This window comes from Brachybacterium sp. GCM10030268 (assembly GCF_042666305.1).
GTDB lineage: Bacteria > Actinomycetota > Actinomycetes > Actinomycetales > Dermabacteraceae > Brachybacterium.
The window spans coordinates 198772-215537 of the sequence record NZ_JBHTCW010000002.1; the positions used below are offsets into that span (position 1 = coordinate 198772).

Annotated in this window: 15 protein-coding genes; 13 read left to right on the forward strand and 2 right to left on the reverse strand. The window is 70.8% G+C overall.

Going from position 1 to position 16766, the window contains the following annotated elements; translation table 11 throughout:
• Window positions 1-27 precede the first annotated feature (27 nt).
• Window positions 28-1140 (reverse strand): transaldolase, encoded by a 1113-nt coding sequence (tal, locus tag ACFQRD_RS03915; RefSeq protein WP_377017164.1) that lies wholly within the window; start codon window positions 1138-1140, stop codon window positions 28-30.
• A gap of 128 nt (window positions 1141-1268) precedes the next feature.
• Window positions 1269-3368, reverse strand: coding sequence for a transketolase (gene tkt, locus ACFQRD_RS03920; RefSeq protein WP_377017162.1), 2100 nt, complete (start codon window positions 3366-3368; stop codon window positions 1269-1271).
• Between the two features lie 305 nt (window positions 3369-3673).
• On the opposite strand from tkt, the gene ACFQRD_RS03925 reads away from it, so the two are divergent.
• The 13 genes from ACFQRD_RS03925 to ACFQRD_RS03985 all read left to right on the forward strand — a co-directional run bounded on the left by ACFQRD_RS03925 (window position 3674) and on the right by ACFQRD_RS03985 (window position 16753).
• Entirely contained in the window at window positions 3674-4627 is a 954-nt protein-coding gene (locus ACFQRD_RS03925; RefSeq protein WP_377017160.1) for a heme o synthase, read from the forward strand.
• A complete protein-coding gene (locus tag ACFQRD_RS03930) occupies window positions 4624-5622 on the forward strand; it encodes a site-specific tyrosine recombinase XerD (protein ID WP_377017158.1) in 999 nt (332 codons plus the stop codon). Before ACFQRD_RS03925 ends, ACFQRD_RS03930 begins: the two co-directional genes overlap by 4 nt.
• A gap of 170 nt (window positions 5623-5792) precedes the next feature.
• On the forward strand, window positions 5793-6665 hold the full coding sequence (locus tag ACFQRD_RS03935; protein ID WP_377017156.1) for a ParA family protein: 873 nt from the start codon (window positions 5793-5795) through the stop codon (window positions 6663-6665).
• On the forward strand, window positions 6665-7540 hold the full coding sequence (locus tag ACFQRD_RS03940; RefSeq protein WP_377017154.1) for a pseudouridine synthase: 876 nt from the start codon (window positions 6665-6667) through the stop codon (window positions 7538-7540). The genes ACFQRD_RS03935 and ACFQRD_RS03940 overlap by 1 nt, the downstream gene beginning before the upstream one ends.
• On the forward strand, window positions 7537-8646 hold the full coding sequence (locus tag ACFQRD_RS03945; RefSeq protein WP_377017152.1) for a prephenate dehydrogenase: 1110 nt from the start codon (window positions 7537-7539) through the stop codon (window positions 8644-8646). The genes ACFQRD_RS03940 and ACFQRD_RS03945 overlap by 4 nt, the downstream gene beginning before the upstream one ends.
• A gap of 20 nt (window positions 8647-8666) precedes the next feature.
• A complete protein-coding gene (gene der, locus ACFQRD_RS03950; protein ID WP_377017150.1) occupies window positions 8667-10988 on the forward strand; it encodes a bifunctional cytidylate kinase/GTPase Der in 2322 nt (773 codons plus the stop codon).
• 90 nt (window positions 10989-11078) lie between these two features.
• Complete coding sequence (locus ACFQRD_RS03955) at window positions 11079-11804, forward strand: NINE protein (protein WP_377017148.1); 726 nt, start codon at window positions 11079-11081, stop codon at window positions 11802-11804.
• Window positions 11805-11834: 30 nt separating this feature from the next.
• Window positions 11835-12146 carry a hypothetical protein gene (locus ACFQRD_RS03960; RefSeq protein ID WP_377017146.1) on the forward strand — a complete coding sequence of 104 codons (312 nt, stop codon included), beginning with the start codon at window positions 11835-11837 and terminating at the stop codon, window positions 12144-12146.
• A 54-nt stretch (window positions 12147-12200) separates the two neighbouring features.
• The gene (locus ACFQRD_RS03965; protein WP_377017144.1) at window positions 12201-12674 is read left to right on the forward strand and encodes an NUDIX domain-containing protein; all 474 of its coding nucleotides are present in this window, start codon (window positions 12201-12203) and stop codon (window positions 12672-12674) included.
• 82 nt (window positions 12675-12756) lie between these two features.
• Window positions 12757-13341, forward strand: a complete 585-nt coding sequence (locus tag ACFQRD_RS03970; protein WP_377017142.1) for a hypothetical protein — start codon at window positions 12757-12759, stop codon at window positions 13339-13341.
• A 153-nt stretch (window positions 13342-13494) separates the two neighbouring features.
• The gene (locus ACFQRD_RS03975) at window positions 13495-14865 is read left to right on the forward strand and encodes a substrate-binding domain-containing protein (RefSeq protein WP_377803569.1); all 1371 of its coding nucleotides are present in this window, start codon (window positions 13495-13497) and stop codon (window positions 14863-14865) included.
• The gene (locus ACFQRD_RS03980; protein WP_377017140.1) at window positions 14862-15818 is read left to right on the forward strand and encodes a carbohydrate ABC transporter permease; all 957 of its coding nucleotides are present in this window, start codon (window positions 14862-14864) and stop codon (window positions 15816-15818) included. The genes ACFQRD_RS03975 and ACFQRD_RS03980 overlap by 4 nt, the downstream gene beginning before the upstream one ends.
• Before the next feature lie 131 nt (window positions 15819-15949).
• On the forward strand, window positions 15950-16753 hold the full coding sequence (locus ACFQRD_RS03985; protein ID WP_377017278.1) for a carbohydrate ABC transporter permease: 804 nt from the start codon (window positions 15950-15952) through the stop codon (window positions 16751-16753).
• Window positions 16754-16766 lie beyond the last annotated feature (13 nt).

A 16766-nucleotide genomic window follows, 5' to 3' on the forward strand; every position in this document is an offset into this window, starting at 1 on the left:
GCGGGCGCGGCCGTGCTCTCGGAGAACTCAGGCTCGGGTGTCGTCGATGGTCGCCGACACGGTGTCGATGAGCTCCTGCCAGGACTTCTCGAACTTCTCGACGCCCTCGCGCTCGAGCAGCGCGAACACGTCGGCCAGGTCGACCCCGGCCTCCTCGACGCGCTCCAGGACGCTCTCGCCCGTCTTGGCGGTCTCGGCGTTCAGCGCGGCCTTGGGCTCGGAGTGCTCGGCGACGGCCTCCAGCGTCTTCTCCGGCATGGTGTTCACGCACGGATCGGCGACGAGGTTGTCGACGTAGAGCGTGTCGGGGTAGTCGGGGTTCTTGACCCCTGTCGAGGCCCAGAGCGGGCGCTGCACGTTCGCGCCCTTGTCCTTGAGAGCCGCGAAGCGCTCCTGCCCGAAGGCGGTGAGGTACTCGCCGAAGGCGGCCTGGGCGTTGGCGACGCCGGCGGAGCCGCGCAGCGTCTCGGCCTCGCCCCCGAGCGCCTCGAGGCGCTTGTCGATCTCGGCATCGACGCGGGAGACGAAGAACGAGGCGACGGAGTAGATCTTCGAGAGGTCCTTGCCCGCCTCGGCGGCCTGCTCCAGGCCGGCGAGGTAGGCCTCCATGACCTCCTGGTAGCGGGCCACGGAGAAGATCAGGGTGACGTTGACGCTGATGCCCTCGGCGATGGTGGCGGTGATCGCCGGCAGGCCCGCCTCGGTCGCGGGGATCTTGACGAACAGGTTCTCCCGGTCGACCAGGTCGCGCAGCCGCTTGGCCTGCTCGATGGTCTTGTCGGTGTCGTGGGCCAGCCGCGGGTCGACCTCGATGCTGACGCGTCCGTCCACGCCGCCGGTGGCCTCGTGCACGCCCTGGAAGAGGTCGCAGGCGCTGCGCACGTCGTCGGTGGTGACGACCTCGAGGACGCCGTCGACGTCCTTGCCCTCACCGGCCAGGCGAGCGATGTCGTCGTCGTACTCGGAGCGGCCGGAGATCGCGGCCTGGAAGATCGAGGGGTTCGTGGTGACGCCCACCACGTTGCGGGTATCGATCAGTTCCTGCAGGTTGCCGGAGGTCATCCGCTGGCGGGAGAGGTCGTCGAGCCAGATGGAGACGCCGGCGTCGGACAGGGCCTGGGTGCGGGGATTCTGAGTCATGTGCATATCCTTCCGGACGCTGCGCGCCCTGTGTCGAACTGCTGTCGTCGTCTAACGCTGGTCGGGCCGGATTTCTTCCAGCCAGAGGCGGGTGCGGGGCAGGACCCGTGGGCCCCGCCCCGCACCGGTCAGGCGCCGGCGGCCGCGAGGGACTCCTTGGCGGCGGCGATGACCGCCTCCGGGGTGAAGCCGTACTCGCGGAACAGCGTCTTGGCGTCGGCCGAGGCACCGTAGTGCTCGAGCGAGACGGCCCGGCCGTGGGCGCCGAGGAAGCGGTACCAGGGCATCGCGATCCCGGCCTCGACGCTGACGCGGGCGGTGACCGCCGAGGGCAGGACGGACTCCTTGTACTCCTCGTCCTGTTCGTCGAACCACTCCACGGACGGCATCGAGACCAGCCGGGTGGCGATCCCCTCGGCCTCGAGCTGCTTCTGGGCCTCGGCGGCGTACTGCACCTCGGAGCCGGTGCCGATCAGGATCACCTGAGGAGTGCCGGAGGAGGCCTCCTTCATCACGTAGGCGCCCTTGGCCAGCCCGTCGGCGCCCGCGTACTCCGAGCGGTCGAAGGTCGGCATGGCCTGACGGCTGAGGATCAGCCCGACGGGCCCGCTGTCCCGCTCGAGCAGAGCCTTCCAGGCCTGCGCGGTCTCATTGGCATCCGCCGGACGCACGATCGAGAGGTTCGGGATCGCCCGGTAGGCGGCCAGGTGTTCGACAGGCTGGTGCGTGGGGCCGTCCTCGCCCAGACCGATCGAGTCGTGGGTCCACACGTAGGTGGCGGGGACCTTCATCAGCGAGGCGAGGCGCACGGCGCCGCGCATGTAGTCGGCGAACTGGAAGAAGGTGCCGCCGTAGGGACGCGTGAGGCCGTGCAGCGAGATCCCCGAGAGGATCGCGCCCATCCCGTGCTCGCGGATGCCGAAGTGCAGCGTACGGCCGTACTCGTCACCGGCGAACTGCTCCGAGCTGTACTCCTCGGGCAGGAACGACGGCTCGCCCTTCATGGTGGTGTTGTTCGAGCCCGCGAGGTCGGCGCTGCCACCCCACAGCTCGGGCATGACCGGGGCCAGCTCGGCGAGGATCTTGCCGGAGGCGGCGCGGGTGGCGATGCCCTTCTCGTCGGCCTCGAAGGCCGGGAACGCCTCGGCGAAGCCCTCGGGCAGCTCACGCGCGACCAGGCGGTCCAGCAGCGTCGCCCGCTCGGGGTTCGCGGAGCGCCAGGCCTGGTAGCCCTCGTCCCACTCGGACTTGGCCGTCGCGGCGCGCTCGGCGAGCGAGCGGGTGCGGGCGAGCACGTCCTCGTCCACCTGGAACGACTTCTCGGGGTCGAAGCCGATGGCTTCCTTCAGCCCGGCGACGGCGTCGGGGCCGAGCTTGGCCCCGTGGACGCTGTGGCTGCCGGCGAGCTCCGGGATCGGCCAGCCGATGACGGTGCGCAGCCGGATGAAGGTCGGCTTGTCGGTGACCTTCTGGGCCTCGAGGATCTCGGCCTTGAGCGCGGCCACGTCCTCGAGGTAACTCTCGCCGCCCTGGGTCCAGTCCACGGTGCGCACGTCCCAGCCGTAGGCCTCGTAGCGAGCGGTGGTGTCCTCGGTGAAGGCGATCGAGGTGTCGCCCTCGATGGAGATCTCGTTGTCGTCCCACAGGACGATGAGGTTGCCCAGCTTCTGGGTGCCGGCCAGCGAGCTGGCCTCGCTGCTGACGCCCTCCTGGAGATCGCCGTCGGAGGCGATCACATAGGTGAAGTGGTCGAACGGGCTGGTGCCCGGCGCGGCCTCGGGGTCCAGCAGGCCGCGCTCGCGACGCTGGGCCATGGCCATGCCGACGGCGGAGGAGATGCCCTGGCCGAGCGGGCCGGTGGTGATCTCCACGCCCTTGGTGTGGAAGTTCTCCGGGTGGCCGGGGGTCTTGGAGCCCCAGGTGCGCAGCCCCTCGATGTCCTCCAGCTCGAGCCCGAAGCCGCCGAGGTAGAGCTGGATGTACTGGGTCAGGCTGGAGTGGCCGGCCGAGAGCACGAAGCGATCGCGACCGAGCCAGTCCGGGTCGGTCGGATCGTGCCGCATGACGTCCTGGTAGAGCAGGTATGCGGCGGGGGCCAGGCTGATGGCCGTGCCGGGGTGCCCGTTGCCGACCTTCTCCACCGCATCGGCGGCGAGGACGCGCACGGTGTCCACTGCGCGCTTGTCCAGGTCGGTCCAACCCTCCGGGGCCTTGAACGTATCGGTCACGTCGATTGCTTCCTTTCGCCGGGTAGCGGCCGCAGCGGCCGCGCGGATCGATGGCTCCGGCAGGCATCCCCGACAAGCATCCTTCGACGTGGTCAGTTCCTGCCCGAAGCGACGCGTCCCACCTTAGTGCTGGTCGAGACCGATGATGGACCTCGTCCAGCCGGTTGCCGCGAAGATCCCTCGCAGCGGCGGCCGACGGTGCCCTGCCTCACCCCGCCGGTGACTGCGACAGCGGCGCTCGAGCACATAGACTGGCCGGGTTCATGCGACGGTCCCGTCGCGCTCAGGAGGAAGGACGGTGGGCGGTGACCGCCACCCAGGGAGCTTCGACCCGGGACGCCGGCACGGGGGGTGACCCCGCTGCGCAGCGCACGGCAGGTTCCGTGATCCGGGCCTACGTGGCGCTGACCAAGCCCCGCATCATCGAGCTGCTGCTGATCACCACCATCCCCACGATGTTCCTGGCCGCGGGCGGGTTCCCCTCGGCGTGGCTGATCCTGACGACCATGATCGGCGGCTACCTGGCCGCCGGCGGCGCGAACGCGCTGAACATGTACCTCGACCGCGACATCGACGCGCGCATGAAGCGAACCCGGAACCGGCCGCTGGTGACCGGTGAGATCAGTCCGCGCGCCGGCCTGATCTTCGGCATCGCCCTGTCGCTGCTGTCCGGGGTATGGCTGGGCCTGCTGGTGAACTGGGCCTCCGCCGGCCTCGCCCTCGTCGCGATCGTGCTCTACGTGGTCTTCTACACGATGATCCTCAAGCGCCGCACCAGCCAGAACATCGTCTGGGGCGGCGTGGCCGGGTGCATGCCGGTGCTGATCGGCTGGTCGGCGGTGACCGGCACGGTGTCCTGGACGGCGGTGCTGCTGTTCCTGGTGATCTTCTTCTGGACCCCGCCGCACTACTGGCCGCTGGCCGAGAAGTTCAGCCAGGACTACGCCGATGCGGGCGTGCCGATGCTGCCGGTGGTGGCCTCCCGCGTGAGCGTCGCCCGCCAGATGATCATGCACACCCTGCTGATGATCGCCGCGAGCCTGGCGATCATCCCGCTGGGCCATACCGGATGGGTCTACGGCGTCAGCGCCGTCGCCGCCGGAGCCTGGTTCGCGTTCCTCGTGATCCGCTACGCCGTCCGGGTCCACCGTGGCCTGACCGGCAGGAAGCTCGGCCCGATGGTCGTCTTCCACGGCTCGATCACCTACCTGACCCTGCTCTTCGTCGCCCTGGCGATCGATCCCTTCGTCCGGCTGTGACCGAGCGCGGCGGTCGCCGACCCACCGGGGAGCCGACGCTGCGCCCCGGCGACCGCCGGATCCTCGAGCAGTACCTGAGCCATCTGCGGATCGAGCGGGGACTGTCCGCGAACACCCTCGCCGCCTACCGGCGCGACCTGGAACGCTACCTCCGCGATCTCGCGCAGGACGACATCGATCCCGCCGCCGTGGAGCCCGGGCGGCTGGCCGGATGGCTCCAGACCCTGCGGACCGGGGCCGACGGCGGCACCGCTCTGTCACCGTCCTCCGCAGCCCGCTCCCTCGCCGCCGTGCGCGGACTGCATGCCTTCCTCGACGCCGAGCGCGTCTCGAACACCGGGGACCCGTCCCGCCTGGTCCCCACCCCCGCCCTGCCCGGACGGCTCCCTCACCCCTTGACCATCGAGCAGGTCGAGGCGCTGCTGGAGGCGGCCGGACGCCCCGGGACCGGACGTGACGCCACCGAACGCGCCCTGCGCGACCGGGCACTGCTCGAGGTCCTCTACGGCACCGGCGCGCGCATCTCCGAGGCCACGGGCCTCGACCTCGACGACATCGATCGCGAGCAGCGGGCGGCGATCCTGCGCGGCAAGGGCGACAAGCAGCGCGTGGTGCCCGTCGGCCGGTACGCCCTGGACGCGCTGGATGCCTACCTCACCCGCGGCCGCCCGGTCCTCGCCAGCCGGGGGACGGGCACCCCGGCCGTCTTCCTCGGCTCGCGGGGGACCCGGCTGACCCGACAGGCCGCCTGGCAGGTGATCCAGCGCGTGGCCGGCGATGCGGATCTCGGCGAGCTGACCGAGCCCATCAGTCCCCACACGCTGCGCCACTCCTATGCGACCCACCTCCTGCACGGGGGAGCGGACGTGCGCAGCGTGCAGGAGCTGCTGGGTCATGCCTCGGTCACCACGACGCAGCTGTACACGCAGGTCACAGTGGATTCGCTGCGAGAGACACACGCCAGTGCCCACCCCCGGGCGCGACGGGGGGCTTAGACTTGTCCGGCACGAGGACCCGGCACGAGAACGACGACCGTCCCGCCCCGCGCACCAGCACTCGGGGCCGGCACCCACAGCCGGCTCTGCCCGGGCCATGGCCGGTCGCGAGCCGGTCCCTCGGCGGGCCGCCCCGCACCAGAGAACGACGCCGACGACAGGACAACGACGTGAGCTCGACTTCCGACCAGCAGCTGGACATCGATCTCGGTCCCACCGGCCGCCCGATGCCGGAGCTGCCGGAGCCAGCCCCGCTCGACGGTCACGGACCGGCCCGGGTCATCTCGATGGTGAACCAGAAGGGTGGGGTGGGGAAGACCACCAGCGTCATCAACCTCGGCGCGGCTCTCGCGGAGCTCGGCCGCAAGGTCCTGCTGGTCGACCTCGATCCGCAGGGCGCCCTCAGCGCCGGCACCGGGGTCAACCCGTACGAGCTCGACGTGACCGTCTACAACCTGCTGATGGAGCGCGGTCACGACGTCCATGACGTCATCCAGTCCACCGGCACCGAGGACCTCGACGTGCTGCCGGCGAACATCGACCTCTCGGCCGCCGAGGTCACCCTGGTCAACGAGGTGGCGCGCGAGATGGCCCTGGCCCGCGTGCTGCGCCCCGTCGCGGACGAGTACGACGTGATCATCATCGACTGCCAGCCCTCCCTGGGGCTGCTGACCGTCAACGCCCTGGCGGCCAGCCATGGCGTGATCATCCCGCTCGAGGCCGAGTACTTCGCGCTGCGCGGCGTGGCGCTGCTGGTGGAGACCATCGAGAAGGTGCAGGACCGCATCAACCCCAAGCTCGAGATGGACGGCATCCTCATCACGATGTTCGACCCGCGCACGCTCCACGCCCGCGAGGTGTGCCAGCGCGTGGTCGAGGCCTTCCCCGACAAGGTCCTCCACACCACGATCAATCGCACCGTGAAGTTCCCCGACGCGTCCGTGGCCGCCGAACCGATCATCTCCTTCGCCTCCTCGACGAAGGGCGCGGACGCGTACCGCCAGCTGGCCCGCGAGCTGATCTCCCGCGGCGCGGCGGCCTGATGGCCGGCGCCGCCTCCCCAGGGCGCCGTCAGCGCCGCCGCAGCGCCTTCACCCCGCCGAAGAAGGTGCGCTTGCGCGACGGCGAGGGCACCCCGCGTCCGCCGGCCCCGCGCGCGGACGACGAGAGCCCCGACGTGCATCGCGAGGACGGCGAGCGGCTGCAGAAGGTCCTGGCCCACGCCGGATTCGGGTCCCGCCGTGCCTGCGAGACGCTGATCTCCACGGGCCGCGTCATGGTCGACGGCCTGGTGGTCCGCGAACAGGGCGTGCGCATCGACCCGGCCACCCAGGTGGTCCACGTCGACGGCCGCCGCCTCCAGCTGGACACGGCGAAGGTGACCGTGGCGCTGCACAAGCCGCGCCGGGTCGTCTCGGCCATGAGCGATCCCGAAGGGCGCCGCGACCTCACCGAGTTCGTCGCGGGCTATCCCCAGCGGCTCTATCACGTGGGCCGGCTCGACTACGAGACCGAGGGCCTGCTGCTGCTGACCAACGACGGCGAGCTCGCCCATCGCCTCACCCATCCCCGCTTCGAGGTCTCCAAGACCTACGTGTGCCGCTTCGAGGCACCCGGTGGGCCGCCTCGCGGACTGGTCAAGGCGCTGCGCGAGGGCATCGAGCTCGAGGACGGCCCGGCCCGCGCCGACAGCGCGCGCGTGCTCGCCCAGAACGGCCGGGAGGCCGTCGTCGAGGTGACGCTGCACGAGGGTCGCAACCGGATCGTGCGCCGGATGTTCGCCTCCCAGGGCTTCGAGCTGACCGCGCTGGTGCGCACCCGCATCGGCCCCGTGCTGCTCGGTGACCTCGGCCCGGGGGCGACCCGCGAGCTCACCGGGCGCGAGCTCGGCACTCTGATGGCGGAGGTCGGCCTGTGAGCCCCTTGGTGGCCTCACCCGTGCGGATCATCGGCACCGGCCTCATCGGCGGCTCCCTCGGGCTGGCGCTGCGCCGCGCCGGAGCCACGGTCCAGGTCGAGGACATCTCCCCGGGTACCACTGCTCTCGCCGTCGAGCTCGGCGTCGGCTCGCTTCCCGCGGCCGAGGACGAGGACCCGGCGCTGGTCGTCGTCGCCGCTCCGCCCGACGTCGCCGCACAGGTCATCGCGGACTCGCTGCGTCGCTGGCCCTCGGCCCTGGTCACGGACGTCGCCAGCGTCAAGGCCACGGTGCTGGAGGGTGTGCGCGCCCAGGCCGATCCCGGCGATCTGCCGCGCTACATCGGTGCGCACCCGATGGCGGGACGCGAGGTCTCGGGCGTCATCTCCGCGCGCAGCGACCTGTTCCACGGCCGCCCCTTCGTCGTCGTCCCCCATGCCCAGACGCGCGCCGGGGCGGCCTCCGTCCTCAAGGGCCTGGCCACCGAGATCGGCGCAGTGCCCGTGGTGATGGACCCCCGCGCCCACGACATCGCGGTCGCCCACGTCTCCCACGTGCCGCAGGTGCTCGCGAGCCTGCTGGCCTCGACGCTGCTGGAGCCCACCGAGGAAGCGCTGGGCCTGGCCGGGCAGGGACTGCGCGACACCACCCGCATCGCCGATTCGGATCCGCGGCTGTGGGTCGAGATCCTGGGCGCCAATGCCGAGGCCGTCGGCACCGTCCTGCGCTCGGTGAGGGACCGGGCCGACGACGTGCTGGAGGCTCTCGACTCACTCGCCGGCACCCCGGATCCCGCGGTGGGGTCGCGCCGTGCCCTCGCCGATCTGGTGGCCGACGGCAACCGCGGCGTGCGGCGTATCCCGGGCAAGCACGGCGGGGCGACCGACGCCTTCGCGACCGTCGTGGTGCTGGTGCCCGACAGCCCGGGCGAGCTGGGACGCCTGCTGACCGAGATGGGCGAGATCGGTGTGAACCTCGAGGATCTGCGCCTCGAGCACACGATCGGCCAGCCGGTCGGACTCGCGCACATCGCCGTGGACGCCTCGCGTGAGGACCTGCTCACCAGATCGCTCGCCGAACGCGGCTGGACCGTCGCCGACGCCTGAGCGCCCCGTATCCTTGCAGGATGCACACCAGCGCGCCGCACGATCCCTCTGCCCTCGCGACCCCGGGACCGCAGATCGGCGTGACCATCGCGATCGACGGCCCGGCCGGCTCCGGCAAGTCCACCGTCTCCCGCCTCGTCGCCGAGGCCCTGGATGGCGGCATCGTCGACACCGGAGCCATGTACCGCGCCGTGACCTGGTCCTGCCTCGACCGCGGCGTCGATCTCGGCGACCGTGACGCGGTGGCGCAGGTCGCCCAGGACCTCGAGCTGGACCTCGGCACCGATCCGGGCGGGGCCAGCGTGGTCGTCGGCGGGCAGGACATCACCGGCGAGATCCGCACCGAGCGCATCTCCCAGCACGTCAGCGCCGTGGCCACCAACACGCTCGTGCGCGCCGTCCTCCAGCGCCGCCAGCGCGAGCTGCTGTTCGCCACGGCCGCCGACCGCGGATTCTGCGTCGCCGAGGGCCGCGACATCACCACGGTCGTCGCCCCCGACGCCCACGTGCGGGTCCTGCTGACCGCGAGCGACGAGGAGCGGATGCGCCGACGCGCCGCCGAGCTCGACCTGGAGGACTCCGAGAGCACCCGCCAGCGGATGGCCGACCAGGTCCTGCGGCGCGACCGCGACGATTCCACGGTCTCGGAGTTCCTCAGCGCGGCCGACGGGGTCGACACGGTCGATACCACCGGGCTCGAGGTCGAGGACGTCGTCGAGCAGGTGCTGATGCTGGTCGCCCAGGCGGAATCCGAGCTGGAGTCCGCCCTGGAGGACGAGGCCGACGGCCGCGCCGGATCCCCGGGCGAGGCGCAGGCGACGGATGCGCCGGAACCGAGCGGATCGCGGGCCGACGGCAGTCTCGACCCTGTCGGCCCCGGCCAGGCGGACGAGGATCCCGCCGGCGGACCGTCCGACGAGGAGATCGAGTCCGCACTGCGCGCCGGACTCACCGACTACGAGCTCGACGACGAGGACCTCGCTCTCCTCGGTGACGAGGACGGCGAGTACGCGCGCCCGACCGTGCAGCGCAACCTGCCGGTGGTCGCCGTCGTCGGCCGCCCCAACGTCGGTAAATCCACCCTGGTCAACCGCATCCTGGGCCGCCGGGAGGCCGTCGTCGAGGATGTCCCGGGCGTGACCCGTGACCGCGTGTTCTACGAGGCCGAGTGGGCAGGCAAGGACTTCTGGCTGGTGGACACGGGCGGCTGGGAGGACCGCCTGCAGGGAATGGCGCACCGCGTCGCCGAGCAGGCGGAGGTCGCCATCTCCCTGGCCGATGTCGTGATGTTCATCGTGGACGCGAACGTCGGCATCACCGCCACCGATGAACAGCTGCTGAAGGTGCTGCGCAAGGCCGAGCACCCGGTGGTGCTGGTGGCCAACAAGGTCGATGATCAGCGCGGGGAGCTCGAAGCCGCCGCGCTGTGGAATCTGGGCCTGGGCGAGCCGCATCCCGTCTCCGCGCTCCACGGACGCGGCTCCGGCGACCTGCTGGACGCCGTGCTCGCCGTGATGCCCGAGGAGGGTCGCGGTGCCGCGGTCGATCACGGTCCGCGCCGCATCGCCCTGGTGGGACGCCCCAACGTCGGCAAGTCCTCGCTGCTGAACCGGCTGGCGGGGGAGCAGCGGGTGGTCGTGGACGAGAGCGCAGGCACCACGCGCGATCCGGTCGACGAGAAGATCGTCCTGGGCGGCAAGGACTGGACCTTCGTCGACACCGCCGGCATCCGCCGCCGGGTGCTGCAGTCCCAGGGCGCGGACTACTACGCCTCCCTGCGCACGCGTGCGGCCCTGGACCGGGCGGAGGTCGCCATCGTGCTGCTGGAGGCCTCCGAGCCGATCTCCACGCAGGACCTCAAGATCATCGACATGGTGCTCGAGTCCGGCCGGGCCCTGGTGCTGGCCTTCAACAAGTGGGACCTGCTGGACGAGGAGCGCCACAAGCTGCTCGAGCGCGAGATCGAGCGGGACCTGGCGCACGTCGCCTGGGCGCCCCGGGTGAACATCTCGGCCCAGACCGGCCGGCACGCAGAACGCCTGGTGCCCGCGATCGAGAAGTCCTTGGAATCCTGGGACCGGCGCATTCCGACCGGGCGCCTGAACGCCTTCCTGGGCACCCTGGTCGCCGCACATCCCCACCCGCTGCGCGGCGGCAAGCAGTCGCGCATCCTGTTCGCCACGCAGGCCCGCACCCGACCGCCGCGCTTCGTGATCTTCGCCAGCGGATTCCTCGAGCACGGCTACCGCCGCTTCATCGAGCGCCGGCTGCGCGAGGAGTTCGAGTTCACCGGCTCACCGATCGTCATCGGGGTGCGGATCCGGGAGAAGCGGCGGCGCTGATCCCGGCCGCGACCGCACCGCAGCCGCGGCGCGCCCGTCGACGGCCGGGGCGAGTGCGGTCCCGCCCAGCGAGCACGTATTGTGGGCGGCATGAGCAACTCCGGTGACAACGGCTCCTGGACGCCCCAGGACGACCAGTTCGACGGCCAGCAGCCCGCCCACGGCCCCAGCGGTGAACAGGCTGCCGGCCAGGACCCCTGGGCCCAGCCGCAGTCCCAGGATCCCTGGGCCCAGCCGCCGTCACAGGATCCCTACGGCCAGGCGTCGGCCCAGCCCGCGCCTCAGGATCCGTACGGGCAGTCCTCGGGTCCGTCGGCGTCCGATCCCTATGGTCCCTCGTCCGGCCAGTCCGCGCCGGATCCGTACGGCCAGGGCCAGCAGTCCTGGGCCCCGGCCGCCGGGTCCGCCCCGTCGGCCTCGGACCCCTACGGTCAGCCGGCCGGGGGAGCGCAGCCGGCCGGCACGCCCTATGGCCAGCCGGCGCCCGGCCAGCCGGGATACGGACAGCCGGAGTATGGCCAGCAGGGATATGGCCAGCAGGGCGCTCCGCAGGGAGGCCAGCCGGGTGCGCCCGGCGGTGAAGCGCAGAGTCGGCTCCTGGTCGGCCTGCTCGGCATCTTCCTCGGAGCCTTCGGGGTGCACCGCTTCCTGATGGGATACACCACCATCGGGGTCATCCAGGTCTGCATCACGGTCCTCAGCTGCGGCATGCTCAGCTTCGTCAGCGGTATCTGGGGTCTTGTCGAGGGCATCATGGTCCTGGCGAAGTCCCCGCAGTTCGAGCGCGACGCCCATGGTCGCCCTCTGACCGATTGATCCTCTCAGCGACGAACGGCGAGGACCGCGATGAGCTATCCGCCCCCTGGACCTCTCGTGCCCGGCTACAGCGCGCCGGTTCCCGACCAGGAATCCATCCGCACCAGCGCCATCGTGCTGATCGTCGTCGGATTCCTGTGCGGAGGAATGCTCCCCTCGATCTTCGGGATCATCGCCCTGGTGCAGGCGGATACGGATCCGTACTCCGCGCGCACGATGAACAAGGTCGGCTGGATCATCACCTGGGTGCTGCTGGGTATCACGGTGCTCGCGCTGCTGGCGAGTCTCGCGTGGGCGGGGTTCGTGGTGCTGTTGATCGGGTCCCTGGCCACCGCGACGTGAGCGCCCGTCCCGCCTCGTCCATCCCGCTGCCGGCGTCGAGAGCGACGAGGTCCCATGGCCACGCCTGAGTTCGTCCTCGCCCTGCGCGAGCGCATCGGTCACGACCTGCTGTGGATGCCCGGGGTCACGGCGATCGTCCTGGATCAGCAGTCCTCGCGCATGCTCGCGGTCCGCCGCGCCGACAGCGGCGCCTGGACTCCCGTGACCGGGATCATCGACCCGGGCGAGGAGCCCGCGACCGCCGCGGTCCGCGAGGTCGGCGAGGAGGCGGGCGTCGACTGCCTGCCGATACGGCTGGTCGACGTGCGCACGCATCCGCCGATCCAGTACGCCAACGGTGATCACGCCCAGTACCTCGATCTGTGCTTCCTGTGCCATTACGTCGGCGGCGACCCGTACCCGGCCGACGGCGAGAACACCGAGGCCCGCTGGTTCCCCCTCGATCAGCCTCCGCCGATGAGCGCGCGGTTCCTCGAACAGCTCGAGCTCGCGCTCTCCGACGAGCCCCAGGCGCGCTTCCGCACATGAGCCGGCCGGCCTCCCACCGATGACGTCACCACGACCTTCCCCGCTCCACGGCGGAGCGCACCACCCGCTACCCGGCACCCGCGTGTCCATCCCGCTCACCGACCGCGTCGACGACGTCGCCGTCGTCCGCGTGATCGCGGCGCCCCGGCGCGACATGGTCCATGCCGGTCGCCTCAGCGTGCCTCTGCACCCGTTCGCCGACGCGCTGCTGGTCGACGTCGCGGTCGACGGGCGGATCGTCCTGCCCGGGGCCTGGGTCCAGCGCGAGGTGATCGACCGCGGAACGCCGATCGCGCCGGCCCGGGTCACCGCGGCGGACCTGCGCCCGCCGGCCGTGATCGTCGGCACCCCCGATCAGGCCGAGCTGCACTGGGGTGAGACCGTCTGGCCCCTGGCGCTGGGCGGCGCGATCGCGATCCCCGATGCGAGCCGGGCCGACCCCCACCCGCTGTCGCGGCTGCGGCGGCTGACGCTGGTCGCCGCCGGCCGGCGCGCCGAGATCGCCCTGACCCTGTGGCAGGGCCAGGACGTCGAGATTCCTTGGCACGACGTCCGGCTGCTGCCGCGAGCCGGGCGCTGGTTCGAACTCGCCCAGGTTCCCCCGGGCATGCGGTACGCCGATGCGGAGCGCGCCCAGGGAACCGGCAGAGCCCGCCCACGCCCCTGAACCGGCCCGCCCCGGCGCCCGCCGCCGTACCGGATGGTCCGGGCCGCGGCGCGCCGGTGGCGATGTGGTGTGACGCGCGAGACACAGGCTATGGTTCGGTGCGTGAACGACGACGACGAGGAGGTCATCGTGCCCCCCACCCCGCTCCATCGGATGCCGGCCGACCGCCGCAGCTTCCTGCGGTTCACCGCCGGAGCTGCGGCCGTGCTGCCGTTGACGGCCCTGGCCGGCTGCTCAAGTGCCAACCGCGACCCCAACCTGATCCGGATCGCGTTCCAGCAGTTCGGCTCGGGGACGATCAAGGAGGAATGGATCACCACGGCCGCCCAGGAGTTCTCGGAGGAGCACCCCGAGCTGAGCGTCGAGCTGGTCCCGATCGTCGCCTCCGAGAACGACTACTTCACCAAGAACGAACTGCTGATGAGCTCGCCGCGCACCAGCCCCGACCTGGTCTACGAGGATTCGTTCATCCTGCTCTCCGACGTCGGCGCCGGATACCTCCAGCCGATCACCGACCTGGTCGAGGGTTTCGAGCACTGGGACGACATCGCCGATGCCTCGAAGGAAGCGGTCACCGGCGAGGACGGGGAGGTCTACGGCATTCCCATCACCACCGATACCCGTGCCCTGTGGTTCCACAAGGACGTCTTCGCCGAAGCCGGGCTGCCGGAGGACTGGCAGCCCGGCAGCTGGGAGGAGATCCTCGAGGCGGCCCGCACGATCCGCGACTCCGACAGCGAGGCGACCCCGCTGTTCATCTTCGCCGGCACCCCGCAGGGGGAGAAGGCCTCCATGCAGGGCTTCGAGATGCTCCTGTACGGCACCGGGGACGGGACCGGGCTCTACGACCGCGACGCCGAGAAGTGGATCCTGGGCAGCCAGGGCTTCATCGACTCCCTGACCTTCCTGCGCACGATGTTCGACGAGAAGCTGACGCTGTCCCTTGGCCAGCACCTGGATCCCAACATCTCCGAGACGATCTACACCTCGCTGCTGCCCGAGGGGAAGCTCGGGATCCTCGTGGACGGCTCCTGGATCTCGCAGAACTGGACGGAGTCGGCGCCCGCCCCGTGGCCGGAATGGCCGGATGTGCTGGGCCTGGCGGACATGCCCACCCAGGACGGCGGCGGCACCGGCACAGTCACCCTCGCCGGCGGCTGGGGCCTGTCGATCCCGCACGGGGTCACGGACCGCGAGGTCGCCTTCCAGTTCCTCGAGAAGCTGGTCTCCACCGAGAACCTCGTGAACTACGCGATCTCCGACAACCACATCACCGTGCGCGAGGACGTCGCCCAGGACGAGCGCTACCTGAGCTACTCCCCGGCGGTCGAGTACTTCACCGACCTGCTGGAGACCGCGTACTACCGGCCGGCGCTGCCCTCGTACCCGGAGGTGTCCTCCGCGATCCAGGAGGCCATGGAGGCCGTGATGACCGGCACCGAGCCGGAGGCCGCGGCCGCCGAGTACGACGCCACCGTCACGGACATCGTCGGTCCGGAGAACGTGCAGGAGGCCACCTCATGACCACCAGTGCACCCGCCGCCCCGGAGCAGGATGCCGCAGCGCAGGACGCCCCGGCGCAGCCGCGTCGGCGCACCCGCCTCGGCGACCGCCTCACCGCAGCTCGCGCCGTCCCGATGCTTCCGGCCGGGCTGTTGCTGGTCGGTTTCATGCTCGGGCCGATCCTGTATTCGCTGTACCTGGCCTTCACCGACAGTGCGATCCGCGGCAAGGGCGCGGAGGAGACCAGCTTCGTCGGCTTCGAGAACTTCACCGATGCGTTCACCGACGGTGACTTCTGGAACTCGGTGGCCCTGACCCTGGTGTTCACCGTGATCTCCGCCGTGATCGGCCAGAACATCATGGGGATGGTGCTGGCGCTGCTCATGGAGCGCGCCAACCGTGTCATCACCTTCGCGGTCACCTCGATCGTGATCGCGGCCTGGATCCTCCCGGAGGTGGTGGCCGGGTACCTGCTGTACACGTTCTTCGCTCCGGAGGGCAGCCTGAACACGATCATCACCGCGATCGGGCTGCCTGAGCAGGATCTGCTGTTCAGCGCACCGATCATCGCGGTCGCCTTCGCCAACATCTGGCGGGGCACGGCCTTCTCGATGCTGGTCTACTCCGCAGCGCTGAGCTCCGTGCCGGCCGACGTGTACGAATCGGCCTCGCTGGACGGCGCCGGTCCGGTGCGCCGGTTCTGGTCCGTGACCGTGCCGCTGCTGCGGCCGGCGATCGCGACCAACCTGATGCTGATCACCCTGCAGACCCTCTCGGTGTTCGGCCTGATCTTCATCATGACCGGCGGCGGGCCGGCCAGGCAGAGCCAGACCCTGCCGCTGTACATGTACGAGCAGGCGTTCTCCTACGGCCAGCTCGGCTACGGCACCGCCGTCGCCCTGCTGCTGCTGATGATCGGGGCTGTCGCCTCGCTGGTGTACCTGCGTCTGCTGCCGGAGGAGGAGAAGCGATGAGCGCGACCCCAGAGACCACGACCGGGACCACCCCCGGCACCCCCGGCGCGGCGGATCCCGCCGGAGACGGCTCCGGAGGCCGCCGGAGCATCACCCCGAGGGCGTCGGAGGGACCGCGTGCGCGAGCCACCATGGCCGCCAGCAGCGTGGTGATGCTCGTGATCGGTCTGATCTTCCTGATCCCCCTGCTGTGGGTGGTCCTGGCCTCGTTCGACGTCGAGGCGTCGCTGTCGGTGGCCTGGCCGGAGAGCTGGAGCCTGGGCAACTTCGGCGCCATCTGGAACATGGAGACCACGTTCCGGCCGCTGGCGAACTCGCTGATCCTGTGCGGCGGCGCCACCGTGGTGACGATGACCGCGGCCGTCCTGTGCGCCTACCCGATGTCGCGGTTCCGGTTCCGCGCGAAGCGGCCGCTGCTGCTGACGATCATCTTCTCCACGGGTCTGCCGATCACCGCGATCATGATCCCGGTGTACTCGCTGTTCGTGCAGGTGAACCTGATCGACTCGATGTTCGGCGCGATCCTGTTCCTCGGTGCCAGCTCGCTCCCGTACGCCATCTTCCTGACCAAGGGCTTCATGGACGGCGTCCCGGTGGAGATCGAGGAGTCGGCATGGACCGAGGGCGCCGGTGTCTACCGGGCGCTGTGGTCCGTGGTGCTGCCGCTGATGCGTTCGGGCCTCTCGGTCGCCACGATCTTCACCTTCGTGATGATGTGGGGCAACTTCTTCGTCCCGTTCATGCTGCTGCTGAGCCCGGAGAACCTCCCGGCCGCGGTCACGCTGTACACGTTCTCCTCGCAGTACGGGCAGGTCGCCTACGGCCAGCTCGCGGCCTTCTCGATCTTCTACTCCCTGCCGGTCGTGGTGCTGTACCTGTTCCTGGGCCGCAGCCTGGGCACGGGCTTCGCCGCCGCAGGCGGGGTCAAAGGCTGATCGACGTACTGCG

Coding starts and splice junctions, on each gene's coding strand:
- ACFQRD_RS03955 (WP_377017148.1), top strand. CDS start 11,079: ATGAGCAACTCCGGTGACAACGGCTCCTGGACGCCCCAGGACGACCAG.
- ACFQRD_RS03985 (WP_377017278.1), top strand. CDS start 15,950: ATGGCCGCCAGCAGCGTGGTGATGCTCGTGATCGGTCTGATCTTCCTG.
- ACFQRD_RS03960 (WP_377017146.1), top strand. CDS start 11,835: ATGAGCTATCCGCCCCCTGGACCTCTCGTGCCCGGCTACAGCGCGCCG.
- der (WP_377017150.1), top strand. CDS start 8,667: ATGCACACCAGCGCGCCGCACGATCCCTCTGCCCTCGCGACCCCGGGA.
- ACFQRD_RS03975 (WP_377803569.1), top strand. CDS start 13,495: ATGCCGGCCGACCGCCGCAGCTTCCTGCGGTTCACCGCCGGAGCTGCG.
- ACFQRD_RS03980 (WP_377017140.1), top strand. CDS start 14,862: ATGACCACCAGTGCACCCGCCGCCCCGGAGCAGGATGCCGCAGCGCAG.
- ACFQRD_RS03965 (WP_377017144.1), top strand. CDS start 12,201: ATGGCCACGCCTGAGTTCGTCCTCGCCCTGCGCGAGCGCATCGGTCAC.
- tal (WP_377017164.1), bottom strand. CDS start 1,140: ATGACTCAGAATCCCCGCACCCAGGCCCTGTCCGACGCCGGCGTCTCC.
- ACFQRD_RS03940 (WP_377017154.1), top strand. CDS start 6,665: ATGGCCGGCGCCGCCTCCCCAGGGCGCCGTCAGCGCCGCCGCAGCGCC.